The sequence below is a fragment of the Arthrobacter sp. MYb23 genome, assembly GCF_002979775.1.
Taxonomy (GTDB): Bacteria; Actinomycetota; Actinomycetes; order Actinomycetales; family Micrococcaceae; genus Arthrobacter.
Window position 1 is genome coordinate 230,845 of the sequence record NZ_PCPR01000001.1, and the last position, 25,942, is coordinate 256,786.

The following is a 25,942-nucleotide window of genomic DNA, read 5'->3' on the forward strand; positions in this document are numbered from 1 at the left end:
TCCCTTTCAAGAGTGGAGATTTTGATTAGCCTTTGATGGCGCCGGTGAGGACGCCCTTGGTGAAGTACCGCTGGAGGAACGGGAACACGATCACAATGGGGATGAGCGAAATTACGACGACGGCCATCTGGATCGCTTGCGACGGCACCGCGATCTCGGCTACTGCGGAATCGCCCATGGGCTGGCCGAGGAGGACGTACTGGCGCAGGATCATGGACAGTGGCCATTTGTCGTCGTTCAGGTAGAGCATGGCGTTGAAGAACGCGTTCCAGTAACCCACCGCGTAGAAGAGTCCGACGACGGCCAGCACACCGCGTGAGAGTGGCAGCACCATCTGGACCAGGATCCGGAAGTCGCCTGCGCCGTCGATCTTCGCGGCCTCGAACAGTTCCTGCGGCAGGTTCATGAAGAAGGACCGGACCACCACCAGGTTGAACGCGCTCATCAAGGTGGGCAGGACCAACGCCGCGTAGCTGTCCAGCAGTCCGAGCTCCTTGACCATGAGGAAACTGGGGATGATGCCCGGGCTGAAAAGCATGGTGAACAGCGCGGTCATCAGGAAGAAGCGCCCGCCCACCAGGTCCCTGCGGGTGAGGCCGTACGCCATGGCTACGGTGACCACCAGGGACAGGGCCGTGCCCACGGTGGTGATGACCAGGGACCGGATCAGCGCATCAGTGACCACGCCGCCGGCAAAGATGGTTTGGTACGCGGCGAACGTTGGTTCCTTGGGGAACAGCACCAGGCCGTTGTTGTTGGCGATCTCGCTCTGGCTGGAGAGGCTCGTGGCCAGGACCGCCAGCAAGGGGTAGAGCGCCAGGAAGCAGATGACCACCAACGCAATGGCTTTGGAAACCTGCACGGCCGGCTTGGGTTTTTCCATCCAGACGGGCCGGGTGTCCTTGGGCTTCGGGCCGTTCTTTGGGCGACTCTTTGGGCTGCTTTTTGGGTGGCCCGCGGCCACCAGCGTGCTACTTGGATTTGCCATTGGAATAGACACCTTCCTGTCCAAAGAAATGCGCGAGCTTGTTGGCGCCCAGTACCAGGAACAGTCCAACGATTCCCTTGACGAGCCCGACGGCGGCTGCGGGGCCCCATTGGCCGTCTTGGATGCCGTGGAAGTAGACGTAGGTGTCCAGCACTTCGCCTGCACCGGGTCCCACGTTGTCGCGTTGCAGGACGATCTGCTCGAATCCGACGGACAGGATGCTGCCCAGGTTGAGGATGAGGAGCAGGACGATCACCGGCATGATCCCGGGGAGCGTGATGTGCCAAAGCCGATGCCGGGCATTTGCGCCATCCACTGCTGCAGCCTCGTAGAGTTCCTGGTCCACGTTCATGAGGGCCGCCAGGAAGATGATGGTTCCCCAGCCGGCGTCCTTCCAGATGGACTGGATGGTGACCAGGAACGGGAAGAATTCCGGAGTTGTCATGGCATCGAAGCGCGGCAGGCCCAGGTTTTCCAGCAGGTGCGGAACCGCTCCTGTGGCACCGAGGACCTCGGAGAAGACCGCCACAATGATGACCCACCCGATGAAGTGCGGCAGGTAGACAACGCTCTGCACGAACTTCCGGATCTTGTTGGACACGATGCTGTTGAGTAGCAGGGCCAGGCAGATGGGGACCGGGAAGAAGAGGGCCAGTTGAAGGCCCGTGATCACCAGGGTGTTGCGGAGTGCTTCCCAGAAAGCGCCGTCCTGGAACATGGCAGCGAAATTATCCAAGCCCACCCAGACGCTGTCCATGAAGCCCAAGTACGGCTTGTAGTCGAGGAACGCGATGATGTTGCCGGCGAGCGGTACGTAGTGGAACACCACGAAGTACAAGAAGCCGGGGGCGATCAGCAGCAACATCACTTTGTCGCGTCGGATTCGTGCCATGAGGCTCTTCTTGCGGGATTGCCCTGCTGCGGGGGCCGCCGGTGGGCGACCCCGACAGCGACCTTCCGCCACCGTTGCCGGCCCGCCGACGTCGGGCGTCGCCTGCGGCGTGAGTGTCTGGCTGTTGCTGCTCATGTATTTCCTCTGTCTGCGCCGCGGGGGCGGATGTGGAGTGGCCCGGCGCCTGGGAGCGCTCAATGGCTAGAAATAGTAAGCGTTTACTATGGAGAAGAAGCTACCCAGTCGCAAGGTGTGATGTCAATAACATGCTCAAAACCATACAATTGCTGATTCCTTGAGATTGACAGGATTTCTCATGGCCGCCTAGGGTGACTGGAAATAGCAAGCGCTTTCTATAGATTTCTCGTAACGAACCGGACGGAACCGCAGTGACCACCAACCTCCAGCAAGCCGGCACCATCAAGGCTGCGTTCGTGATGGGCCGCAACAACCTGCGCACCCTGTTCAGCGCCGAGGACCTCGCGCGTCTCCGCGGAATGGTTACCCTCCTGGACGCAGAGCCAGTTGCTGACTTCTCAGTCCCTGGTTCCTTGGAGAAGCTCGCCGGGGCGCAGCTGCTCATCACGGGGTGGGGCGCTCCGACCATCGATGCTTTCGTGTTGGACCGCCTGCCGGAGCTGCGCTGCATCGTCCATGCCGCAGGTACCGTCAAGACCTTCCTGTCCCCCGAGGTCTACGCCCGCGGGATCGAAGTTTCCTCCTCGGCCGCAGCCAACGCCGTGCCGGTAGCCGAATTCACTTTCGCCGCAATCGTCATGGGCCTTAAACGGGCTCGGCGGTTCAGCGAACAATTGCGCACCACAGGGGCATCCCGCAACGCCTCCGGCTTCCCCAGTATTGGAACCAACGGAGTAACAATCGGCCTAGTGGGCGCCTCACGTGTGGGCCGCTTGGTTATTGGGCTGCTCAAGAACCTCGATGCCAGGGTGCTGGTCTACGATCCCTACCTCACCGCCGTCGAGGCTTCAGCGCTGGGCGTGGAAACCGTGGGGCTGAACCAGCTGTGTGCGTTGTCCGACGTCGTCAGCGTCCACGCTCCGGACATCGCGGAGACAAGGGGCATCATCGGCGCGCAGCAACTTGCCCTCATGAGGGACGGAACCCTGGTCATCAATACCGCCCGCGGCGCCCTCATCGATGCCGCGGCGCTGACGGCCGAACTCGTCTCCGGGCGGCTTGACGCGTATCTTGACGTCACAGACCCCGAGCCCCTCCCCTCCGGTTCGGTACTGCACACGCTCCCCAATGTTGTGCTGACGCCCCACATTGCGGGGGCGATGGGCAACGAAATCCACCGTCTGGGCAGCCACGCCGTGATGGAAGTCCGCCGATTGAGTGAGGGCTTGCCCTTGGCTTATCCGGTATTGGCCGCGGATCTTGCGAGAATCGCTTAGTGACTGAGAAAAGCTCCCCTACAGAACCGATCCATGCCCGCGGCGGCAGTGGCGCCACCATTGCCGACGTTGCGCAGGCGGCAGGCGTGTCAGTGGCCACCGTCTCCAGGGCCCTGAGCGGCAACTACCCGGTGGCAAAAGCCACCCGGGAACGCATCTTCCGGTCCGTGACCGACCTCGGCTATGTGGCCAACGCGCATGCCCGTGCCCTTGCCGGGGCAACAACGCGGACCGTGGGCATCATCATCAACGATGTGGCCGATCCGTTTTTCGCCTACATCGCCCGCGGGGTTGAACGGCAGGCGAGCGCAGAAGGACGAATGTGCCTCATCACCGCCACGCACGGGGACAAGGAACGGGAGCTTGCGCTGGTGGACCTCATGCGCGAGCAACGCACCGATGCCGTGATCCTGGTGGGCGGCGCCTCGGATGACCCCCGGTACAGGAAGCAAATGGCCGACCGCGCACGTGCGCTCGATGCTGCCGGCTCCTCACTGGTCCTGTGTGGCAGGCCGTCCCTGGGGCCGGGAGTGCCCACCAAGATGGTCACGTACGACAATGAAGGAGGCGCGTTCGCGATCACGGACTACCTCATCTCACAGGGGCACCGAAGGATCCTTTATGTCGGGGGGCCGCGCGATTTCTCGACGACGGCGTCGCGGCTGGCCGGTTTCTACCGCGCCTTGGATGCGCGCGGAATTGAGCGGGATCCGGCACTGGTCCATGAGGGTGCCTTTGGCCGCGGTTTTGGGTACAGCCGCATGCGGGAACTGTTGGACCAGGACGTGGACTTCACCGCTGTCTTCGGCGCCAACGACCTCGTGGCGGCGGGCATCCTGGAAGCGCTCGAGGAGCGCGGCATCCGCGTTCCACAGGACGTTTCGGTGGTTGGTTACGACGACGTTCCGGTGGCCAGCGAACTACGCCCCCGCCTCACCACGGTCCGGGTTCCGCTGGAAGAACTGGGGCGCGAGGCCGTGCGTCTGGCACTGTCCCAGTCACCGCACGACGCCGGCGCCTCCTCTGACAACACCCTCACCGTTGGTACGCACATCGTCATCCGGGACTCGGTTTCACCACCCAGCAAGCCCTGAGCAGTTTTGTTCATTTCTGTTGAGGTGCCCGGGAACCGGACATAAAGTTGCGGAAACTTTCACCGCAATGTCCACCCCATCACGCCTGGAACAGTTTTGAACGGAGCAGTTTTGAACTTCAATGGACCCACAATGAGCCGCAGGACCCTTTTCCAAGCAGGAGGTGCGGCAGCCCTCGCCGGCGCACTGCTCTCCCAGACGGGCACCGCCTTCGCCGCTTCCGATGCCGGACTGCAGGAGCTCATTGATCGACGCCGGTTGGTCCTCACCGGAAGCCGTAGCGCCGCAGACATCCCCGAGCTCGCCTCGCAGCTTGAAGGCATGGGCGAGACCACCGGGAAATGGTGGACATCCTTGGACAAAGCCCCGGCGCGGACTTCGCTGTGGAGCGATATCCCGTTGACGGGCATCGGACAGTCCGCTGCTGCTACGGGCAACATGGGGCTGCACTTCAACCGTCTGTACGACATGGCACTCGGGTACGCAGTCCCCGGCAATCCGTACGCTGGAAATCCGGACCTGGCCGCCGACATTGTTGCGGGCCTTCAGCTCCTCAATGACACGGCATACAAACCGTCCAACAAGGCAGCGGGCAACTGGTGGTTCTGGGAGATCGGTGTCCCCCGGAAGACCGTGGACATCCTCACCCTCCTGCATGCTGAAGTTCCCCAGGCCCTGCGGACATCCCTGTTGGCGGCCGTCCGCTGGTTCGCCCCGAATCCGAATTGGCGCGGGCGTGCCACATCCCTGGCAGAGACCGGCGCCAACCGCGTGGACAAGTCACTGGCCTGCTGCATGCGGGGCATCCTGGATAACAATCCCAGCGAGATCGCACTGGGCCGCGATGCCCTGAGCGATACAGTCCGCGGTGGCACCAACAGTGTCTTCACCTACGTCACCAGCGGCGATGGCTTCTACGCAGACGGGTCCTATGTGCAGCACTCCTACCTCCCCTACGCAGGAACCTACGGCGTGGTGGCCCTGGCTGGCATCGCCGAGATCATCGCGATGCTGGGTGGAAGCACCTGGGCAGTGAACGACCCCAAGCGTTCTGTTCTCCTCGACGCCGTGGAGGAAACCTATGCGCCGTTCGTCTGGGACGGCCGGATCATGGACACTATCCGGGGACGGGCTGTCTCCCGCCAGCGGGAACCCGACTATGTCAGCGGCTTCGGACTGATTTCCGCTGTCCTGCTGCTGGCGCCGGGCTGCGAGGAGCCGTACCGTTCCCGTTTCCTGGCGTTGGCCAAGGGCTGGCTGGAACGCTGCGCCGATCAGAAATTGGTGGGCCATCCAACGCAGAGCCTGGCCAAATCCTTGCTCTCCTTGGGCGTCCTTTCCGATTCCACGGTCGTTGCTGTCCCGGCACCGGTCTACAGCCGTATGTTCTCCGACCAGGACCGGCTGGTCCACCACCGCCCCCAGTGGGGGTGCACGGTCAACCTGTCCTCCAAGAGGATCGGCCGCTATGAGTGGGGCAACAGCGAGAACAACCTCGGCTGGTACCAGGGCGATGGCATGACGTTCCTTTACACCCGTCAGGATCCGTCCCAGTTCAGCGCCGACTTCTGGCCGACCGTTGACCCCCATGCCCTTCCCGGGACCACGGTCAACGATCAAGCACGGGCTAGCGGCGCTGGCGGGGCAGGGACCGGCATCCCCCGCGCTTTCCAGGCGTTCGCCGGCGGACTCACCGTGGACGGCCGCTGGGGCGTGATCGGCATGGACCACCTCAACCACAACAAGACACTGTCCGGCCGGAAGTCATGGTTCTTCCTGGACGATGCTGTGGTCTCCCTCGGCGCGGGAATTACCGGGACGGGCGGCGCTGCAGTGCAAACGACGGTGGAGAACAGATCCTTCGCTGTGGGTTCGGTGCCCGCTGTTCGCACCGATTCCCGGAATCGCCGATTTGAGCCCGGTGATGCACCGGTCGTCGTGAAGCGGTCCGTGCACCTTGAAGGGCACGGGGGCTACGTATTCCTCGACTCGCCCGGCGTTTCCGGAACTCCCGAAGTCGCTCTTGTCCGCCGCACAGGGAGTTGGTTCGACGTGAACTCGGGGGCGGACACCGGCGGCACCACGGATCCTGTTACGCGGGACTATGTGACTATTACGCACCGCCACGGAGTGGATCCCGTGGCTTCGGGCTATGCGTACATGATGCTGCCTGCCGCAGCTGCTTCAGATACGTTCTCCCAGTCGGCCAACCCGGAGGTGAAGGTACTCGCCAATTCAGCAGATGTGCAGATGGTGGAGGTGGGCAAGGACAAGCTGGTCTTGGCCAACTTCTTTGCCGCAGCATCTTCCGGCGGCTACTCAGCGTCCGGGCCGTGCACCCTGGCCGTGCACCAGGACGGGGACACGCTGGCCGTTTCCGTGGCGGACCCGTCACGGACCCAGCCTTCGGTAAAGGTCACGCTTCCCGGCTCAACGTGGCGCACCGTGGTTCAGGCCGATCCCGGCGCAGTCCTGGTCAGTTCCGATCCCTTGGTGATCGAGGTCCAGCTCGACGGACATGGCCACCAGAAGAACCTGACGCTGGGCACCTAGGCGGGTCCCGGCGTCGAGCGTTCCGCGACCTCTTGCGCCGGGAACGCGGGAGCGGTGCGAGAACGCCGGGTAGGAACGGCGAACTCGACGCATTCCGGCGAACTCGACGCTCCCCCGCGAGCTCAGTGCACCTAAAACAAGGAGGGCCGGATTCACGAATGAACCCGGCCCTCCTTGTTTGTAGCGATGAAGCTTACGCGTGAGCCTTGATGGCCGCAGTGAGGACCTCGAGGCCGTCGATCAGCAGTTCGTCGCTGATGACCAGCGGCGGGAGCAAGCGGATGACGTTGCCGTAGGTGCCACAGGTCAGGATGATGACGCCTTCCTTGAGGCAAGCGGCAGCAACGGCCTTGGTGAGCTCGGCGTTCGGTTCCTTGGAGCCGGACTGGACCAACTCGATGGCCAGCATGGCGCCGCGGCCACGGATGTCGCCAACAACGGAAACTTCTTCAGCCAGTTCGCGGAGCTTGCCCAAGGCGAGCTCTTCGATGTGGCGTGCGCGGCCGTTGAGGTCGTGCTGTTCCATGGTGTCGATGGCTGCCAGTGCTGCTGCGCAGGCAACCGGGTTGCCACCGTAGGTGCCGCCCAGGCCACCCGGGTGAACAGCGTCGAGGAGGTCGGCGCGGCCGGTGATCGCGGACAGCGGCAGACCGCCGGCGATGCCCTTGGCCATGGTGATGATGTCCGGGACAACACCCTCGTGGTCGACGGCGAACCATTCGCCCGTGCGGCAGAAGCCGGACTGGACCTCGTCAGCGATGAAGACGATGCCCTTTTCCTTGGCCCAAGCAGACAGTGCCGGAAGGAAGCCTTCGGCCGGAACGATGAAGCCGCCCTCGCCCTGGATGGGTTCAATGATGATCGCGGCAACCTGGTCGCCGCCGATCTGCTTCTCGATCATGGTGATGGCGCGCTTGGCAGCCTCGGCGCCCGTGATCTCCGGGTTCTCTTCACGGAACGGGTAGCTCATGGGCATGCGGTAGACCTCGGGCGCGAACGGGCCGAAGTTGGTCTTGTACGGCATGGCCTTGGCGGTCAGTGCCATGGTCAGGTTGGTGCGGCCGTGGTAAGCGTGGTCGAAAGCTACGACCGCATCGCGGCCGGTGGCCAGGCGTGCAACCTTGACGGCGTTCTCCACGGCTTCAGCGCCGGAGTTGAACAGCACGGTGCGCTTGGCGTGGTCGCCCGGGGTGAGGCGGTTGAGCTGCTCGGCAACTGCAACGTAGCCCTCGTACGGGGTCACCATGAAGCAGGTGTGCGTGAAGTGTGCAGCAGCTTCCTGGACGGCAGCGACGACGGCGGGGTCGGACGCGCCGACGCTGGTCACGGCGATGCCGGAACCGAGGTCGATGAAGGAGTTGCCGTCAACGTCGCGGACGATGCCGCCGTCGGCGTCTTCAACGTAGACGGGGACGCCTGAGGCGACGCCGGCAGCAACGACGGCGGCGCGGCGCTCAGCCAGTGCCTGCGACTTGGGGCCGGGGAAGGCGCCGTTGATGTTGCGCTTCTGCTCGATGCGGTACGAGAGTTCGTTCGCGGTGGTGGTCATGAGGTGGTTGCCTTTCTGGGAAATTCGTACGGGTTACTCGACGGCGCTATGCGTCTGAGTTATGCATCGAGTGCACTCATGACGTGCTTGATGCGCGTGTAGTCCTCGACGCCGTACATGGAGAGGTCCTTGCCGTAGCCGGACTGCTTGAAGCCGCCGTGGGGCATCTCTGCCGTCAGGAGGATGTGGGTGTTGATCCAGACCGCACCGAAGTCAAGGTCGCGGCTCATGCGCATGGCCGTGCCGTGGTCGGTGGTCCAGACGCTGGAAGCCAGGGCGTATTCGACGTCGTTGGCGAGTTCGAGCGCTTCTTCTTCGGTGCTGAACTTCTGCACCGTGATAACCGGCCCGAAGGTTTCCTTCTGCACGATGTCATCAGTCTGCTTGGCGCCGGAGATGATGGTGGGCTCGAAGAAGAAGCCCTTCTCGCCTGCGCGGTGGCCACCGGTTTCGATCTTGCAGTTCTCCGGCAGGTTTTCCACTACGGAGGTCACGGCGTTGAAGTGGTTCACGTTGTTGAGCGGGCCGAAGTAGTTGTCTTCGTCGTTCTGCGAACCGGTGTGGAGGGTCTTGGTGTGCTCCACCATTGCTGCCACAACGTCGTCGTGGACTGAGTCTTCCACCAACACGCGCGTGATGGCCGTGCAGTCCTGGCCTGCGTTGAAGAAGGCGAACTCGGCGATGGCCGCTGCGCTCTTCTTGACGTCGGCATCCTTGAAGACGATGGCCGGAGCCTTGCCGCCAAGTTCAAGGTGGGCACGCTTGAGTCCCTTGGCTGCACCGCTGGCGACGGCGATGCCGGCGCGCACGGAACCGGTGATGGACACCAGGCCGGGAACCTTGTGGTCAACCATCATGGCGCCGGTCTCACCGGTGCCGAGAACAACGTTGAGGACACCGGCCGGGAAGATCTCGCCGGCGAGGCGTGCCAGGACCAGGGTGGACTCGGGGGTGGTGTCCGAGGGCTTCAGGACAATCGTGTTGCCTGCGGCCAGGGCCGGGCCGATCTTCCAGATGGCCATGAGGAACGGGTAGTTCCACGGAGCAACCTGGGCTACGACGCCGATCGGTTCGCGGCGCACGTAAGAAGTGTGGCCTTCGAAGTACTCGCCCGCGGACTTGCCTTCCATGATGCGTGCTGCACCGGCGAAGAAGCGGAGCTGGTCGGCGCCTGCTGCAACTTCCTCGGAAGCAATCAAGGAACGGACCTGTCCGGTGTTGCGGTGCTGGGCTTCGACGAGTTCGTCGCTATTGGCCTCTACGGCGTCGGCGAGCTTGAGGAGCATGAGCTGGCGCTGGCCCGGGGTGGCTTTCTTCCAGGACTTGAAGGCCTGGTTGGCCGCGGTCATGGCGGCGTCCACGTCGGCCTGCACCGAAATGGGCGACTTGGCAACGATTTCCCCGGTGGCGGGGTTCACGATGTCCAAAAGACCCGTACCTGCCGGCGTAACGAATTCGCCGTTGATGAAGTTCTGCAAGGTTTGAACCACGGTGTGCAACCCTCTTTCGGAGTCTGGGCATGGGTTTAGCTGATCAGAGCCTATGCCAGGGAGGGGGTCCAAGGAATAGCCAGCTGCACACACAAGTACTATCCGCTTAGTGCGCTTGACCAGTACCGGGTTACGCTTAAAAGCATGGCCATGTCCCTCGCTTCGCTCGTCGCTGTCCCCTCCCTGAAACTCCGCCAAGCCGGCCTTGCCGAAACAACGTGGAACCAGGACATCAGCTGGGTTGCCGTGACGGAACTGGAAGATCCGCAACGCTTCCTCAGCGGCGGAGAATTGGTCCTGACCACCGGGCTCCGCCTCAAGAGCGCTGCGGACCAGCGGCGTTTCGTCCGCCAGGCCCAGCGCGCCGGCGCAGTGGGGATCGGCTTCGGCATCGGCCTCACCCACGAGTCCGTTCCTGAAGCGCTCATCGCCGAAGCCAACCGCTGGGGCTTGCCGCTGGTGGAAGTGCCTTATGCGATCCCCTTCATCGCGATCGGCAAACTCGTGGCCGAGTCCCACTCCGCGGACCACTACTCCAATTTGGAGCGCCTCCTCGCCGGACACCAGATCCTGGCCCGCTCACTCCTCACCGGCGGCGGCTTGAACGAGCTCCTCAAGCAACTGGGCAGCATGCTCCGGACCGACGTGGTGCTCACCCAGTTCAGCGCCCAGCTCTACAACAGCGTGGCTGGGAAACCGGCCCCGACGGCGGATGGCTGGGCTTCGTACCCGATTCCCACCGGCCGCAGGGACGCCTGCACGCTGTGGTTGCGGCAGCCTTTTGTGGACTCCGGAATTGTCAGTTACGCGCAGAACCTCATCAGCGTGGAGCTCAACAACATGGTCAAGCAGCGGCAGTCCCAGCGGGCCATGGCAGGGCAGGTACTTGACGATGTCATTCACGGCACCCTGGATACCATTGAGGCAGCCCGCCGCCTGGCCGGCGTTGGCATCAACAGCACCCGTAAAAACGTGGTGCTTGTTGCGGAATCCACGGCCCACCACAAACAACTGATCAGCATTTCGCTGCCCCAGGCGCTGGAAGCCGGCGTCAGCGCCGTCGTCGGGAAGGACCTGGTCACGGTCATCAGTGACGACGGCAGCTCGGCAACCGCTTTGGCCAAGAGCCTGAGCGATCACTTGCAGGAAGCCGGCATCCACGCCGTGATCGGCATTGGGGGCGCCTACACGAAGCCGAACGGTCTGCGGTGGAGCTACTTTGAAGCGCGCGACGCCGTGGCACACGGTTTGCCGGTCAACGAGCCCGAACGGCTGAGCCTGACCTCGTTGTTGCTCGCCAGCGAGGATGTTCCGTTGGCGGATATGGCCAGCGAATCTCTGACGCCCCTGCGGAAGTTTGATGCCGCCCACGGTGCCGAACTGGTGGCCACACTGGAGAGCTACCTGAACCACAACGGCTCAGTGGCCGCCGTGGCCGAAGCGTTGACGTTGCACCGCAATACGGTCAGGTACCGCCTGGCCCAGATCACCGAGCTGACAGGGTATGACCCCTCGCAGACTCAGGACCGTGTACAGCTTTGGCTCGCCCTTGCCGTGCAACGTCTGGGCTCCCGAAACCCGCGGTAAGTTCCCTTTCGCGAACCAGCGCGGAGAGGTTCGCCACAAAACTCTAGACATTAGACGTCAAACGTCTAACCTTTTAGATATGGCCGCGACGACTCCTCTTACCCCCAGCACAGGAAACATCCCTACTGTGAGCAACGCCCAGACTGCCCCCGCGGTCCGGGCGAACCCTGCGGTCCCCAAGACGCGCGTCGTCGCCGTCGTCGGCATTATTGCCGTGGTTCTCATCGGCCTGAATCTGCGCGCGGGCATCACCAGCGCCGCCGCCCTGTTCCACGAGCTGCAGCAGGTCCTTGGTTACGGCGCTTTGGTAGCGTCCATCCTGCCGTCCATCCCGCTGCTGTGCTTCGCGGTTGCTGGCATGGGAACGTCCTGGCTGACCCGCCGGGTAGGGGTGGAGAAGGCGATCGCCATCGCTTTGGCACTGCTGGCCGGCGGTTTGCTGGTGCGTGGCGTGCCGGTGACGGGCGCCCTCCTTGGAGGCACAGTCCTGGCCATGTCCGGCCTGGCAGTCTGCAATGTGGCCATGCCGTCCTTCATCCGCGAGCACTACTCCGAGCGCACCTCCATGATGACCGGCCTTTACACGTTCACCATGTCCGGCGGCGCCACCTTCGCAGCAGTCGTCAGCGTTCCCTTGGCGCAGGAACTCGGCTCACCCTCCATGGGTCTGGCCGCCTGGGGCCTGCTGGGTGTCGCAGCCCTCCTCGGCTTCCTGCCGATAGTTCTGCACACCCACCGGAACGCCACCAAGACGGATCGCCCGCGGGTCTCCATGTGGCCGCTCCTCCGCACCCGGCTGGGCATTCTGATCACAGCCATCTTTACGTTCCAGGCCTTCCTTGCCTACGCAGTCATGAGCTGGTTCGCCTACATCCTGACCTCCCAGGGCCTCAGCGCCTCCGAAAGCGGCCTGCAGTTCGGCGTCATGCAGCTGGTCTCCGTCGCCGCCGGCATGATCCTGCTGGCCTTCGGTTCCCGGCCCGGCATGCTGCGTCCCGCCCTGTATCTCGCCAGCAGTTCCACGTTGCTGGCCATCGCCGCCATGGTCTGGCTGCCGACGTCGTTGGCGGTTGTACCGGCTGTGCTCTTCGGATTCGGTTTGGGCATCTTCCCGCTGGTTTTGGTGATCATCAGCCGCAGCGGACGCTCGACGGCGGAAACCACCGCACTCTCCACCATCGCCCAATCGCTGGGATACTTGATTGCGGCAATTGGCCCCTTTGGCATGGGACTCCTCCACAGCGCCACCGGCGGCTGGGTGCTGCCGTTGAGCCTGCTGTCCATCGTGGCCGTAGCTCTCATGGTTACCTGCCACCTGTTGACGAGCAAGCGCACTGCCACCAAGACCGGACCGAGGACAGCATGACCCTGACCCCTTCGCATCGCCCGGCCCTTGCCGAGGAGATCACCGCCAAGCTGCGGGACATGATCAAGTCCGGCGAGTGGCCGCTTCAAGAGCGGATTCCGGCCGAACCGGAGCTCATGTCCACCCTTGGTGTTTCGCGGGGAACCCTGCGCGAGGCCATCAAGGCGCTGGCACACTCGGGCATGTTGGAGGTCCGCCGGGGAGATGGCACGTACGTGCGGGCCAACAGTGAAATGTCCGGTGCGGCCCAGCGGATGTACCTGGAACACACGCAGGAACACATTGTGGAGGTCCGCCTCGGCTTGGATACCCAGGCTGCCCGTCTGGCCACCAAGCACGCCACCACAGAGGATTTGGCCGAAATGCGCCGCCTGCTGACGCTCCGCCACGATGCCTGGCAGGCCGAGGACTACCCAACGTGGGCCAGCGCGGACTGGGAATTCCACGAGCGCGTTGCCTTGGCGTCAGGTAACCCCTTGCTGCACCAGCTGTACGTTTCGTTCGGCGGAGTGTTCCATAACGACCTCCTCCGGCAGCAACGCAAGGGCGGTTTCAACGGCATCCCCCGCGAAGGCCACGATGAACTGGTTGATGCTTTGGAAGCCCACGATCCCGATGCCGCCGTCCGCAGTGTCTACCGGAACCTGGACTACTGCTCGGATCAGGCGCCGCGGTAACTCATCGCTTGTCCGTGGCGGGCCCGCATATCCGTTGTTGCCCAACCACGGGAAAGCGGGTTCGCAACGGCTTATGGCACCATTTCGATCCCGGCTCCCGTTGCGTCCTTGAATCTGGCGTTGATCAGCACCACTTTGCGTCCTGCCCGGTCCAGCAGGCTCGCCGCCACACTCGCCCGGTATCCCGTGGCGCAGTGAACCCACATCCTCGCGTCCGGTAAGTCCGTGATCTTGCCGGGAAGCTCGTAGACGGGGATGTTGAGGGCGCCCTTGATGTGCGATGCCTCGAACTCCTCCGGGCGGCGAACATCCAACACCACGTCCTCCGGCTTCCTGTCCCTGAGCAAGAAGCTCCAGTCCCCGTGCGGGTAGCTAACCTGCGGAGACTCCGGTGCCAACTCACCAGGTTGAGGCCCGACGGCGGCATCCGGACTTTCGATGCCGATTCTCGCCAGGTCGCGGATCGCCTTTTCCACCTCGCCCATTGGCCCCAGTAACGTGAGTGGTTGATTCCAGGGGATGACCCAGCCCAGATAGCTGGTGAAGTTTTCGCCCTTCCCGTACTCGAAGCTCACGCTGCCCTTGAGATGGCTGTCCGCGAAAGCCACCCGATGCCGGAGGTCCACCACCCACTCCCCTGACTCCAGACGCCGGGTCAACTCTTCAGCATCCACCGAGTCCGGGACAGCCAGGTCTGCAGGGCCCACCCCGGCCGCATTGAGCGGACTCATGTGGGCGTAGTACGCGGGATAAGCGGTGATGTTCGCCAACAACTCTGCAACGAAGTGGTCCTCGTCGGGATCCGTCAGGGCATGGTTGGACTCGGATTGCTCACCAACGGTGGACGATTCCTGGTGACTGGCGGGGCCGATCGAACAAAAGGATCCAAAGCCGTGGGTCGGGTAGAGCGCAGCTTCCGGAGGCGCCGAGCCCACCAGGCGCCGGACCGAGGAGTACTGGTCGTGGGCCAACGCAGCGGTGTCGTGGGGAGAGACCAGGTCCGTCCGGCCCACCGAACCGTAGAGCAAGCTGCCGCCGGAAAACACTGCTTCAGGGCCGCCGTCGTGCGTGTCATCCCGCACCACATACGAGAGGTGCGTGTGCGTGTGGCCCGGCGTGGCCACCACGGTGACCACAAGGCGGCCGACGCGAAGAACCTGGCCATCGGAAACGGGGATGCGGGTGAAAGAGACCTCATCGGAGGCGTTCACCCAATACTCAGCGCCCTGCTTCTCAGCCAGCACCAGGCCGCCCGTGACGTAGTCGTTGTGCAGATGCGTTTCGGCCACATGGGTGATCCGGACGCCAGCCTCCAGAGCCGCCGCTTCCACCCGGTCAATGTCCCGCTGGGGGTCGATCACCAGGGCCACGGAGTGGTCGTGCACCAGGTAACTACGATCGCCCAGCTGCGGAGTTTCGATGATCACGACGTCCATGACTCAGGTTAAAGCAACGCGGGGTCACTTAGGCACCTTCCGGGTGCCCGGAAAGGTGCCTAAGTAACCCCGCGTAGTTGTTAGACCTGTGCGGTGACACCGTCGCGGGAGATGTTGACCATGTCCTCGCGGGGAACAACCTTGATGCGCTCACGCTTGACCTCAACACCGTGGGAGGTGCCGGCCTCGGTTGCGGCTGCACCGAGTGCGAGCTCGTGGGCGTCCAGCGCCAGCCAGCCTTCCCAGCTGGTGAACTTCACGCCACGGGCATCCAGGAGATCCACCACGGCATCGGCCGCAGGAACCTCGGCAAGCGGCAGGTTCGCACGGTCCTCCAAGAGGTACGTGACGGTTTCCAAAGCGTCGCCCTTGGTGTGGCCGATGAGGCCAACAGGCCCACGCTTGATCCAGCCGGTGGCGTAGAGTCCGGGAACGTGCTGGCCGTCGGCGTCCAGGACGCGGCCGCCGTCGTTGGTGACGACGCCCTTCTTGTGGTCGAACTCAACGTCGGGCAGGGCCGAACCGAAGTAACCGATGGCGCGGTACACGGCCTGGACCGGGTAGTCGATGAACTCGCCGGTGCCGCGGGCGTTGCCCGTGCCGTCCAGTTCGGTGCGCTCGAACTTGATGCCGGCAACCTTGCCGGGTGTCTCCGCGGAGTCAACGATTTCCACCGGGCTGTGCAGGAAGTGCAGGTGCAGGCGGCGTGAAGCCTTGAGCTCGGAAAGGTCCTCGGGCTGCTCGGCGATCCAGTTGGTGAGGGTGCCAACCATGGTCTTGATCTGGTTGTTCGTCTGGACCTGGCGGTCGGACTCTTCGTCGAATTCGAAGTCCTCGGCGTAGAGGATGATGTCCACGTCTTTGGAGTGCGAGAGTTCGCGGAGTTCCAGCGGGGTGAACTTCACCTGTGCCGGGCCGCGGCGACCAAAGACGTGCACGTCCGTGACGGGTGAGGCCTTCAGGCCGGCGTACACGTTGTCCGGGATCTCGGTGACCAGCAGGTCATCGGCGTGCTTGGACAGGACACGGGCCACGTCCAGGGCCACGTTGCCGTTGCCGAGGACAGCGATCTCGGTGGCTTCCAGCGGCCATTCACGGGAAACGTCCGGGTGGCCGTCGAACCAGGAAACGAAGTCGGCGCCGCCGAAGGAACCCTCAAGCTCGATGCCCGGGATGTTCAGGTCCGCATCCTTGATGGCGCCGGTGGCGAAGATGATGGCGTCGTAGTGCTTGCGGAGGTCCTCGATGGAGATGTCCGTGCCGTAGTCCACGTTGCCGAAGAAGCGGATATCGCCGCGGTCCAGCACCTTGTGGAGGGCGTTGACGATGCCCTTGATGCGCGGGTGGTCCGGGGCCACACCGTAGCGGATGAGGCCATACGGTGCCGGGTAGCGGTCAAAGAGGTCGATGCTGACGGTGAGCTCGCCGCTCTTGACGGCCTCGCTCTTGGTCAGGATGTCCGCTGCGTACACGCCGGCCGGGCCGGAGCCGATGACGGCGACGCGAAGCGGACGGTCCGCAGAACCTACGGGGGTGCTAATTGACACGGCTGTGTTCCTTCTTCTTCTCAGTTACTGCGGACGCGGGGACGATTTGGGGTAATAGTGCTGTAATCAGCGGTCTTGAAGTGCTGCGGTGCAAAGGGGCTGACGCGGACCACATCCCCGATCACGATGACCGCCGGGTTGGCCACGCCGACGGCTTCCGCCTGGTCCGCGATGGTACCCAGAGTGCCGATGGTGACGCGCTGATCCGGCAAATACCCGTTCTCTACGATACCTACTGGCGTGTCCAAAGGCAGACCCGAGCCTGCCAGCGCAGCCGCGGAATCGCGCAATTGCGCCACTCCCATGAGCAACACCACAGTGTGATCGGGGCGCGCGGGGACCTCGGACAGCTCTTCGTGTCCGGTCACCACGCTGAAGCCCTTGGCCAGGCCGCGGTGCGTCACGGGAATACCGGCGGCGGCCGGAACCGAGATTGCCGACGTCACTCCGGACACCACTTCAACCTCGACGCCGTTCTGCCGGCAGAATTCTGCTTCCTCGCCTCCGCGACCCAGGACGTAGGGGTCGCCGCCTTTGAGCCGGACCACGCGGTTGCCCTTCAGGGCTTCGTCCACCAGGATGCGGTTGATCTCCAGCTGCGGCACCGGGTGGTGGCCGGGCGTCTTGCCAACTTCGATCACGCGGACGTCCGGGGCAAGTTCCTTGAGCAGCTCACGGGGGCCAAGACGGTCTGCAACCACGACGTCGGCCTGGCCCAGCAGGCGTCGGCCGCGGACAGTGATGAGTCCCGAGTCCCCCGGACCGCCGCCCACCAGGGCCACGGAACCGGCCGGCGTGTTGCCGTCCACGTCCGGCTTGCGGTGCCTGCGGAGCGGAAGATCGCCTGTTTCCAGTGCGGTGGCAACAGCGTTGCGAAGGGCCATGGCACGGCGCGGGTCTCCCCCGGCGTTGATGGCAATTTTGACGTCGTCCACCACGGCCACTGCGGGTGTCCAGGCAGCTGATGCTTCGTGGTCCGAGGCGTTGACGCACCAGATGCGCTGCGCTTCGGCGTCGGCTGCCACTTGGGTATCCACAGCGGCTGTGCCGGTGGCGGTCTGAACGAACCAGACGCCGTCGAGGTCCGAGGTGCGGTACTCGCGCGGCTCCCAGATGAGGAGGCCGGACGCGGCCTGGCCGCGAAGTGATTCGGTGGCAAGCGGAGCGACCACGGTGACTTTCGCACCGGCGTCGAGCAGCCCTTTGGCGCGGCGTTGCGCGACGGGTCCGCCGCCCACAACCAGCACCGGGCGGCCGAGCAGCCGCAGCGCGGTGGGGTAAATGTCCTGTATTGCCATGAAAAAACTGTAGGGCGGCCCCGTAACATGCATCAAAGGCACGGAAACACCCGGTAACGCTGGGTAATCCAACGTCACAAACGCTGGCTGCCCTTGCCGCGGTTTGGCCTTATTTTGCGCGGATCAGTTGGGCGAAACCCTGTCTTTAAGCGTCAGGTAATAGGCCCGCTGTTCCTTGCCCAGGTGCTCAATCGCGTAACGAAGCGCCGTCCGCGGCATGGTGGCGGCGTGATCGTCCAGGAAAGCCAGAAGCCGTTCGCGGCTGCTGCGGCCGGCGTCACGGACCCAGCCGCCCACGGCCTTGTGGATGAGGTCCTCGTCATCGTGGAGCAGGATCTCCGCAATGGCAAAGGTGTCATCCAGTTGGCCCTCGCGGATGAACGCGGACGTCGCCACTATGGCTGTCCGGCGTTCCCACATGTTCTCCGAGTGAGCCAGCTGGTAGAGCGGCTCCCGTGGTTTATCCATGAGCCAACCGCCCACCACATTCCCCGCGCCAAGGTCCACCAGGTCCCAGTTGTTGATGCGATCGTGCCTGCGGAGATACAGCTCGTAGAGGCTTTGGCGCCTCTCGTTGGTGGTCTTCTTCTTCTGAGCCTGCAAGGACATGATCTTCACGGCACCCGCCCGGGCCTCGTGGATGTCCTTCTCCAGCAGCGTCTCCAGATCTTCCAAAGTCATGGCCGCGAATTCCTTGGACAGCGTGAAAACCTCGCCCATCCGGACGCCAAGGAAGAAGTCCCCCTCGGCGTAATCACCCTTGCCGGTCTTGAAATACCGCTGGTACTTTGCCTGCTCCACCTCGGACTGCCGGATTTCCAGGCGCTCCAAAAACGCGACGGCGGTGGGTTGGGTTCCCGGCGCCGGCGCCGCAGGCTTGCGGTTCTTGGGGGCCTTCCCGTCTTTGGGGGTCATGTCTCCATCATGCGCCTAAAAGACCGACCAACCAGTACGCGTGGTGAATTCGTCCAGCGCGGCCACGCCGGCCACCGAGTTTCCGGACCTTCCCAATCCAGGGCTCCACACGCTGATGGAGCACTTGTTGGGAACCACCGCCACGATCCCGCCGCCCACGCCGCTCTTGCCGGGAAGTCCTACCCTGTAGGCAAATTCGCCCGCGGCGTCATAGGTTCCACAAGTGAGCATCACGGCGTTGATCCTCTTGGTCTGTGCTGGAGACAGCAACAGATTTCCTGCGGCTCCCAGCCCGTTGGACGCGAGGAACCGGGTTGCGAGCGCCAGGTCTTCACAGGTCATGGCCAAGGCGCATTGCTTCGCATAGGAGTCCAGGACCGCGTCCACGGGGTTCTCCAAGTTGCCACAGCTTGCCAGGAAGTGGGCCAAGGACGCGTTGCGGTGCCCTTCGCCCAACTCGGAAGACGCTACGCGTTGGTCCGTGTCGACGCCGGCGTTGCCGGTCTCTTGGCGCATCAGGTCCCGGACGGCGTGGGCTGCGTTGCCCGTGAGGCTGAGGAGCCTGTCTGTCACAACTATTGCGCCAGCGTTGATGAACGGGTTACGGGGAATTCCGTCCTCGCTCTCCAGCTGGACCAGCGAGTTGAAGGGGTTTCCCGACGGTTCCCGGAACACACGCTTCCAGATGCGGTCGCCGTCGGAAGCCAGCACCAGGGCGAGGGCGAAGACTTTGGAGATGCTTTGAATGGAGAACTCCACGTGAGCGTCCCCGGCTGAGAAGACTTCGCCTTCCCGGGTTGCTACGGAGATGCCGAATTGTTGGGGGTCCACGGCTCCGAGCTGAGGAATGTAGTCGGCCACGCTGCCTTGGCCCACATGCGGCTGCACTGCCCCGACGATGTCGTCGAGGAGATTCTGGATATCCATGCTCCTAGCCCTTGGTCCCTGCGTAGGTCCAAAGCCTGATCTGCAGGTGGGCAAGCAGCCGCTCGTCGGCGGAGTGGAGGTTCAGGCCCGCCACTTCGCAGGCGCGTCGGAGCCTGTAGTGAACGGTGTTGCGGTGGACGGCCAGTTCTTCGGCGCAGCGGTTCACGTCGCCAAAGAACTCCAAATAGGTCAGGAGCGTCAGTGCGAATTCCGGGTAGCGGGTGCACAGCCGCGCGATTCCCTCATGCCGCAGGGTGGTCCTTGATTCCAGCAGCTCCAGCAGTTCCTTGGTCAAGACTGTTGTTTCCACGTCGCTGTACGAGGCCACGCGCACTGTTGGCGTGGCCTCCATGACTTTGAGGACGCTGCGGACGTGATCAAGGGTGGCATGCAGGGCATCCAGGCGCGGAACGATGGGTCCCACGGCCGCCTGCACTTGAAAGTGAAGGTGGGTGGTGGCGTCACGAACTATGGTGTTGACCAGCCGGTTGACGGCGGGCAGGGACTTCAACGGGTCCAGGTCGGGCAGGATGATGGCCGTTTCCATCCCGAGTGCGCCCACCACCGCGCCTGGCCGGTACGCGGCAGCATGGATCGACGCCACCTTGGAAAGCTCGCCCCGGCGCAATTGAAGACCCGCGGCGCTCTGGCTCAGTCCACCGGCGGAGATCAGGATCAGGGCCGCCGGTTTTGATGGATCAATTCCTGCGGACTGAGCCTGGGAATGTACCTGGGCTGTGCCGCTTAACAGGCTGGAGACCCGGTCCTCGCGCATTGACTGAGACTGCTCGTTGCGGTGCCGGACCAGCTCGATCGCTGCGTGGCGGGCCGCTCCCACCATGATGCGGTCCGTGTTCGCGGCCAAGGGTTCAGCGCCTTCCTGCAGCCAGATGTACCCCATTACACGGCTGCCGGCATGAATGCCGATTGCCACGCGTTCCCGGAGTCCGGCATCCGGATTTGCTTCCACGTGGACGGGTGCTTCAGTGGCCTGCAAGTGCTTGTAGACCCCTGATTCTTTCAGGAGCTTTTGGTATTTTTCAGGTCCCCGCCGCGCGAGGATGGACAGTCGTCTGAGCTCATCAACGTCATTGGACGCCGGCGAATAGGCAAGTACCTTGTTGCCCGGATCTTCAATGACCACATGGCCGTTGGTCAGGGTTGCGGTGGTTTGGGCGATCGCGAACAGGTCCCGATGCACTGCTGTGGGACCGTTTCCGGGCACATCGCTGAAACGACCATCGTTTTCCCGGAAACGGTTTTCGTGGACACGGTCCAAAACGATGCCTTCAAATTTGTCCCACCGCAGGCCAGGGGCCACCGCCACCAGCCCGATTCCCGTGGGTTGCAGCAACTCTGCTGCGGCTTCCAACTCCCGCTCGTTGCCCTTCACTGCTACTGCCGCGGGGCGGTGGGCAATGATCCGGCGCAGGGCCGGAAGCGAGGCGCGTCCCCGGACCCCGATCAGCATGACCAAAGCCCCGGGTCGGACTGCATCGTCGTCTTCAGCGTCAACAATGACGGTTTCGCGAACGTTTCTGTTGTCCTCTGCCGGAGCCAGCAGCAACCGCGCGTTGTCCACGCCAAGGTCTTCAAGGACATCGCTCAATAAGGTGACGACGCCGTCGTCGTCAATTTCCAAAGCTTTCAACGAAGCTATCGCTTCCTCTCCTCATCAGTTCACAGCGGCCGAGCCTCCCTCGCCATTGAGGGGCTCCGCCGGTACCTGTGCGCAGGCACGCACAGCGAGAAACATTACCGGCCCTTCAGAACACCAGTGTTGTCCCCTCGGCACAAGAGCCGGGCCCTGAATTTGGTTCGCCAGCCAATTTGTTGGGAGCGGCGGGCACCTAGAGTTGGTGACTGTCCCAAACACCACAAAGACTGCCTGCAGCGCGGCCAATTTCAGGCGCAGCTGCCCGCAGCCGGCCCCACGTTTTGGAGTATTGAGCCACCCCAGGTGGCACCGGAGTCAAAGGAGACCCCCGAAGTGATACCCACCCCTGCGTCCACAACAACCCTTCCTTCCCCAACAGACCTGGCTGCCGCTCCGCCGTCGAACGCTTTCGCCCAAGAGGAAGCCGGCTACCGGAAGACCCTCAAGCCCCGGCAAATCCAGATGATCGCCATTGGCGGTGCAATCGGCACCGGGCTCTTCATGGGAGCCGGAGGCCGACTCAACGGATCCGGGCCCGCCCTGGTTCTCGTGTATGCCGTCTGCGGATTCTTTGCCTTCCTGATCCTGCGGGCATTGGGCGAGCTGGTCTTGTACCGTCCTACCTCGGGCTCGTTTGTTTCCTACGCCCGCGAGTTCTACGGCGAGAAAATGGCCTACACCGCCGGTTGGCTCTACTTCCTGAACTGGGCCATGACCTCCATTGTGGACGTCACCGCAGTTGCCCTTTACGTGAAGTTCTGGGGCCAGTACTGGGCCCCCATCAATGACATCCCGCAGTGGTTGATCGCGTTGATCGCCTTGGTAGTGGTGCTCTCCCTGAACCTTGTTTCCGTCAAAATTTTCGGCGAGATGGAGTTCTGGTTCGCGCTGGTCAAAGTAGGTGCACTGGTGGTTTTCCTCGTGGTGGGCATCTGCTTCATAGTTTTCGGCGGCCGGACGGACGTCGGCGTTCCGGGTTTCAACGTCATTGCCGAGCACGGCGGCATGTTCCCCATGGGCGCCGTGGCTCCGCTGCTGGCCATCAGCGGCGTGGTGTTCGCCTACGCCGCCGTGGAACTTGTGGGCACCGCGGCCGGTGAAACGGCCAACCCGCACAAGGTGATGCCCAAAGCCGTGAATACCGTGGTGATCCGCATTGGAATCTTCTACGTGGGCTCAGTCCTGCTGCTCTCGCTCCTGCTTCCCTTCACGTCTTACAAAGCCGGCGAATCACCCTTTGTCACGTTCTTCTCGCACCTCGGCGATCCGCAGGCCGGCGCCATCTCCGCGTCCGTGATGAACTTCGTGGTCCTCACTGCAGCGCTGTCCAGCCTCAACGCAGGGCTCTACTCCACCGGACGCATCCTGCGCTCCATGGCTGTGAACGGCTCGGCTCCGCAGTTCACCGGGCGGATCAGCGCGTCCGGCGTGCCCTACGGCGGCATCCTGCTCACGGCCGTCATCACCTTGGTGGGCGTTGGGTTGAACGCTGTAGTCCCCTCGCAGGTGTTTGAGATTGTGTTGGAAATCTCTGCGGTGGGCATCATCGGCGGCTGGGCAACCATCATGCTCTGCCACATCAAGCTCCAATCGTGGGTACGCAGCGGCAAGGTTGTCCGTCCCGCGTTCCGTCTCTTCGGAGCACCGTTCACCTCCTACCTCACGCTCGGATTTCTGGCCTTCGTCCTGGTGACCATGGGCTTCTCAGAGACCGGCCGGTGGGTTTTGGCCTCCTTGCTGGTACTGGCTCCGCTGCTCATCGCTGGTTGGTATGCGTACCGCGGCCGCATCCGCGCAGCCAAGACACACCCCTAGTTTGAAAGTGAAACCCATGAGTAACCCTGCCCCGTCCCTCAAAATCGGCACTCCAAGCCGGGCCTGGCGGTCCCGTGCCGATGCGTGGGAGTTCCTGGGATACGCCCTCAGGCAGCTTGCCTCCACCCGGCAGCAGGAATCCGGTCTACGCCCTCAGATTGATCGGACTTTTGCCCTATTGGAGGCAGTGGAACCGTATTGGGCTGAACCCGGAGTCACGGCCGTGGCGCAGTTGCGCCAGCTGATCGACGACGGCGAACCCCAGGCCGCGTTCCAGCTTCTGGGCGGTTTGGCAAACCTTCCGCTCGCCTCTTCCGGGGAAACGGCCGCCGTGCCGCGCGCAGAGACAGTGGACGATGAAGCTGTTGAACAAGCCGAGCCAGCCGAGCGTCCCCGCTTCGAGGTCCTGGTGGTGGACACCGTTGAACCGGATGAGGCCGAAGCCCTCAAGAACACCATGGCCGCCCAGCGGCGTCCCTCCGATGCTTTCACCTATACCGTCAACGTGGTTCCCAGTTACGAGGACGCCTTGGTTGCCGTCATGCTGAATCCCGCCATCCAATCCGTGGTCCTTCGCCCGGGCTTCGCCATCAGCAGCTCACATCTTTTGGGGAGCGACCTCCGGAGGTTCCTTGCCCGGCATACCTCCACTGAGCTGCACGACGCGCGGCCCCTCAAGCGGATCCTTGGATTGGCCGAAGCTATCTCCGGCCTTCGTCCCGAGCTGGATGTCTATCTTGTGGCAGGGGTTTCCATTGAATCCCTCGCGGGGTCCCTCACCAGGAAGTTCCGGCGGATCTTCAGGAGGCAGGATCATTTAGACCTGCACTTGTCTCTCTTGTCCGGGGTGGCCGAACGCTACGAAACGCCGTTCTTCACTGCGTTGCAGGACTACAGTCGTCGCCCGGCCAGCGTCTTCCATGCCCTGCCGATTTCCAGGGGCGCGTCCGTTGGAAGCTCTCCCTGGATCCGGGACATGGCGGATTTTTACGGGACAAACCTGCTGCTGGCCGAAACCTCCGCCACCTCCGGCGGACTGGACTCTTTGCTCGATCCCCATGGATCCATCAAGCGGGCTCAGGAACTCGCAGCCCGGGCCTTCGGGGCACAACGAACCTACTTTGTCACCAACGGCACGTCCACGGCCAACAAGATCGTGCATCAGTCATTGCTTGCCCCAGGCGATGTTGTCCTGGTTGACCGCAACTGCCACAAGTCGCACCACTACGCTTTCGTACTCGCCGGCGCCCGTGTTTCATACCTGGACGCCTACCCCTTGGACAAATACGCCTTTTACGGTGCCGTGCCGCTGGCCAGCCTGAAGCGCAGGCTTTTGGAATACCGGCGGGCAGGCCGGCTTCACGAAGTGAAAATGGTGACCCTCACCAACTGCACCTTTGACGGTGTAGTGTACGACGTCGAAAGGGTCATGGAGGAATGTCTGGCCATCAAACCGGACCTGGTTTTCCTGTGGGACGAGGCCTGGTTTGCCTTCGCCCGCTCCCATCCGGTGTACCGGCGTCGAACCGGCATGGCGGCTGCCGCCGCGTTGGAAGCTTCCTTCGGCACCCCGGCCTACGCTGCCCGGTACGCCGAACAAGCCGCTGCCCTGCACCACCCTGTTACCGGTGAACCTGTGGACGACGAAGCGTGGCTCAACACCCGCCTGATTCCGGACCCGTCGAAGGCTCGAATCCGGGTCTACTCCACCCAGTCCACCCACAAGACGCTGACGTCCCTACGCCAGGGTTCCATGATCCACGTGTATGACCAGGACTTCGCCGGATCCAATCAGGAAGCCTTCCGCGAGGCCTACATGACCCACACGTCCACCTCGCCCAACTACCAGATCCTGGCATCCCTGGATATCGGCCGGCGACAGGTGGAGCTGGAAGGATTCGGCCTGGTTCAGCGGCAATCCGACCTCGCCGTGTCCGTGGCCCAAGCCGTCGCCCGCCATCCCCTCCTGAAGAAGTACTTCCGGGTGCTCACCTCCCGTGACCTCATTGGTTCGCTCTACAGGGAGACCGGATCCAGCATGCCGCTGCGGGACGGGCTGGCTGAGCTGGAAGATGCCTGGCGCCGGGACGAATTCGTGATCGACCCCAGCCGCCTGACGCTGGACATCAGCAAGACAGGGATCGACGGCGACACTTTCCGCCACAGCTACCTCATGGACGATCACGGCATTCAGGTGAACAAGACGTCACGGAACACGGTGCTGTTCATGACCAACATCGGCACCTCCCGCAGCTCCGTGGCGTACCTGATAGAGGTCCTGGTGAAGCTCGCCGAGGGTTTCGAGAACCCGCACCCCTCGGCACGGCGCCGGGCACTCCCTGCCTCAACCGATGCACCCCGCCCGACTCCCCCGCTCCCGGACTTCAGCACCTTCGCCGCGCGCTTCCGTACCGACGATGCCTGCGAGGACGGGGATATCCGAACGGCGTATTTTGAAAGCTACAAGCCCGATTCCACGGTGTACCTATCTGCCGCTGAGGTAGCTTCCGCTGTAGCCGCGGGTCAGGAAGTGGTCTCGGCAGGATTTGTCACCCCTTATCCACCAGGCTTCCCCATCCTCGTTCCGGGTCAGGTGATCACCCGGCAAACCCTGGAATTCATGGCTGCTTTGGACACCCGGGAAATCCACGGTTTCGATCACGAACGGGGGTATCGGGTATTCGTGGAGCCTGTATCGTCTTCGGTTGCCGGGCTGGTGGCGGTGGCTTCCTAGGC

Annotated in this window: 18 protein-coding genes; 8 read left to right on the top strand and 10 right to left on the bottom strand. The window is 63.3% G+C overall.

All coding sequences use genetic code 11. From position 1 onward, the window contains the following. Window positions 1-25: 25 nt before the first annotated feature. Together CQ020_RS01115 and CQ020_RS01120 are read right to left on the bottom strand one after the other, a co-directional pair. On the bottom strand, window positions 26-988 hold the full coding sequence (locus tag CQ020_RS01115; protein WP_258141639.1) for a carbohydrate ABC transporter permease: 963 nt from the start codon (window positions 986-988) through the stop codon (window positions 26-28). Further along, window positions 972-2,015 (bottom strand): sugar ABC transporter permease, encoded by a 1,044-nt coding sequence (locus CQ020_RS01120; protein ID WP_105690173.1) that lies wholly within the window; start codon window positions 2,013-2,015, stop codon window positions 972-974. The genes CQ020_RS01115 and CQ020_RS01120 overlap by 17 nt, the downstream gene beginning before the upstream one ends. Window positions 2,016-2,269: 254 nt before the next feature. Between CQ020_RS01120 and CQ020_RS01125 the strand changes: the two genes are divergently transcribed. The 3 genes from CQ020_RS01125 (at window position 2,270) to CQ020_RS01135 (ending at window position 6,942) form a co-directional block, all read left to right on the top strand. Continuing rightward, window positions 2,270-3,295 carry a hydroxyacid dehydrogenase gene (locus CQ020_RS01125; protein ID WP_258141641.1) on the top strand — a complete coding sequence of 342 codons (1,026 nt, stop codon included), beginning with the start codon at window positions 2,270-2,272 and terminating at the stop codon, window positions 3,293-3,295. After that, window positions 3,295-4,389, top strand: a complete 1,095-nt coding sequence (locus tag CQ020_RS01130; protein WP_024817705.1) for a LacI family DNA-binding transcriptional regulator — start codon at window positions 3,295-3,297, stop codon at window positions 4,387-4,389. Before CQ020_RS01125 ends, CQ020_RS01130 begins: the two co-directional genes overlap by 1 nt. Window positions 4,390-4,521: 132 nt before the next feature. Further along, window positions 4,522-6,942, top strand: a complete 2,421-nt coding sequence (locus CQ020_RS01135; RefSeq protein ID WP_258141642.1) for a polysaccharide lyase 8 family protein — start codon at window positions 4,522-4,524, stop codon at window positions 6,940-6,942. Between the two features lie 193 nt (window positions 6,943-7,135). Here CQ020_RS01135 and gabT read toward each other — a convergent pair whose 3' ends face one another. Then, window positions 7,136-8,491, bottom strand: a complete 1,356-nt coding sequence (gene gabT, locus CQ020_RS01140) for a 4-aminobutyrate--2-oxoglutarate transaminase (RefSeq protein WP_105690174.1) — start codon at window positions 8,489-8,491, stop codon at window positions 7,136-7,138. A 59-nt stretch (window positions 8,492-8,550) separates the two neighbouring features. Next, entirely contained in the window at window positions 8,551-9,981 is a 1,431-nt protein-coding gene (locus CQ020_RS01145; protein WP_105690398.1) for a gamma-aminobutyraldehyde dehydrogenase, read from the bottom strand. 144 nt (window positions 9,982-10,125) lie between these two features. Between CQ020_RS01145 and CQ020_RS01150 the strand changes: the two genes are divergently transcribed. The 3 genes from CQ020_RS01150 (at window position 10,126) to CQ020_RS01160 (ending at window position 13,611) form a co-directional block, all read left to right on the top strand. Continuing rightward, window positions 10,126-11,568 carry a PucR family transcriptional regulator gene (locus CQ020_RS01150; RefSeq protein WP_024817709.1) on the top strand — a complete coding sequence of 481 codons (1,443 nt, stop codon included), beginning with the start codon at window positions 10,126-10,128 and terminating at the stop codon, window positions 11,566-11,568. 79 nt (window positions 11,569-11,647) lie between these two features. Then, window positions 11,648-12,934: an MFS transporter gene (locus tag CQ020_RS01155; protein ID WP_105690175.1), complete on the top strand. Its 1,287-nt coding sequence runs from the start codon at window positions 11,648-11,650 to the stop codon at window positions 12,932-12,934. Then, window positions 12,931-13,611: a FadR/GntR family transcriptional regulator gene (locus CQ020_RS01160; RefSeq protein ID WP_105690176.1), complete on the top strand. Its 681-nt coding sequence runs from the start codon at window positions 12,931-12,933 to the stop codon at window positions 13,609-13,611. Before CQ020_RS01155 ends, CQ020_RS01160 begins: the two co-directional genes overlap by 4 nt. Before the next feature lie 71 nt (window positions 13,612-13,682). On the opposite strand, the gene CQ020_RS01165 is transcribed toward CQ020_RS01160, so the two are convergent. The 6 genes from CQ020_RS01165 to CQ020_RS01190 all read right to left on the bottom strand — a co-directional run bounded on the left by CQ020_RS01165 (window position 13,683) and on the right by CQ020_RS01190 (window position 21,385). Then, complete coding sequence (locus CQ020_RS01165; RefSeq protein ID WP_105690177.1) at window positions 13,683-15,047, bottom strand: MBL fold metallo-hydrolase; 1,365 nt, start codon at window positions 15,045-15,047, stop codon at window positions 13,683-13,685. 80 nt (window positions 15,048-15,127) lie between these two features. After that, window positions 15,128-16,594, bottom strand: coding sequence for an FAD-dependent oxidoreductase (locus CQ020_RS01170; RefSeq protein ID WP_024817713.1), 1,467 nt, complete (start codon window positions 16,592-16,594; stop codon window positions 15,128-15,130). A 20-nt stretch (window positions 16,595-16,614) separates the two neighbouring features. After that, window positions 16,615-17,892 carry a uroporphyrinogen-III C-methyltransferase gene (gene cobA / locus CQ020_RS01175; protein WP_105690178.1) on the bottom strand — a complete coding sequence of 426 codons (1,278 nt, stop codon included), beginning with the start codon at window positions 17,890-17,892 and terminating at the stop codon, window positions 16,615-16,617. Window positions 17,893-18,015: 123 nt separating this feature from the next. Beyond that, window positions 18,016-18,807 carry a DNA alkylation repair protein gene (locus tag CQ020_RS01180; RefSeq protein WP_105690179.1) on the bottom strand — a complete coding sequence of 264 codons (792 nt, stop codon included), beginning with the start codon at window positions 18,805-18,807 and terminating at the stop codon, window positions 18,016-18,018. 15 nt (window positions 18,808-18,822) lie between these two features. Next, window positions 18,823-19,734: a glutaminase gene (locus tag CQ020_RS01185; RefSeq protein ID WP_105690180.1), complete on the bottom strand. Its 912-nt coding sequence runs from the start codon at window positions 19,732-19,734 to the stop codon at window positions 18,823-18,825. A gap of 4 nt (window positions 19,735-19,738) precedes the next feature. Further along, on the bottom strand, window positions 19,739-21,385 hold the full coding sequence (locus tag CQ020_RS01190; RefSeq protein WP_105690181.1) for a CdaR family transcriptional regulator: 1,647 nt from the start codon (window positions 21,383-21,385) through the stop codon (window positions 19,739-19,741). 339 nt (window positions 21,386-21,724) lie between these two features. Between CQ020_RS01190 and CQ020_RS01195 the strand changes: the two genes are divergently transcribed. Beyond that, window positions 21,725-23,206 carry an amino acid permease gene (locus CQ020_RS01195; protein WP_181151714.1) on the top strand — a complete coding sequence of 494 codons (1,482 nt, stop codon included), beginning with the start codon at window positions 21,725-21,727 and terminating at the stop codon, window positions 23,204-23,206. A 16-nt stretch (window positions 23,207-23,222) separates the two neighbouring features. Beyond that, on the top strand, window positions 23,223-25,940 hold the full coding sequence (locus CQ020_RS01200; RefSeq protein WP_105690182.1) for an aminotransferase class I/II-fold pyridoxal phosphate-dependent enzyme: 2,718 nt from the start codon (window positions 23,223-23,225) through the stop codon (window positions 25,938-25,940). The last annotated feature ends 2 nt before the right edge of the window (window positions 25,941-25,942 follow it).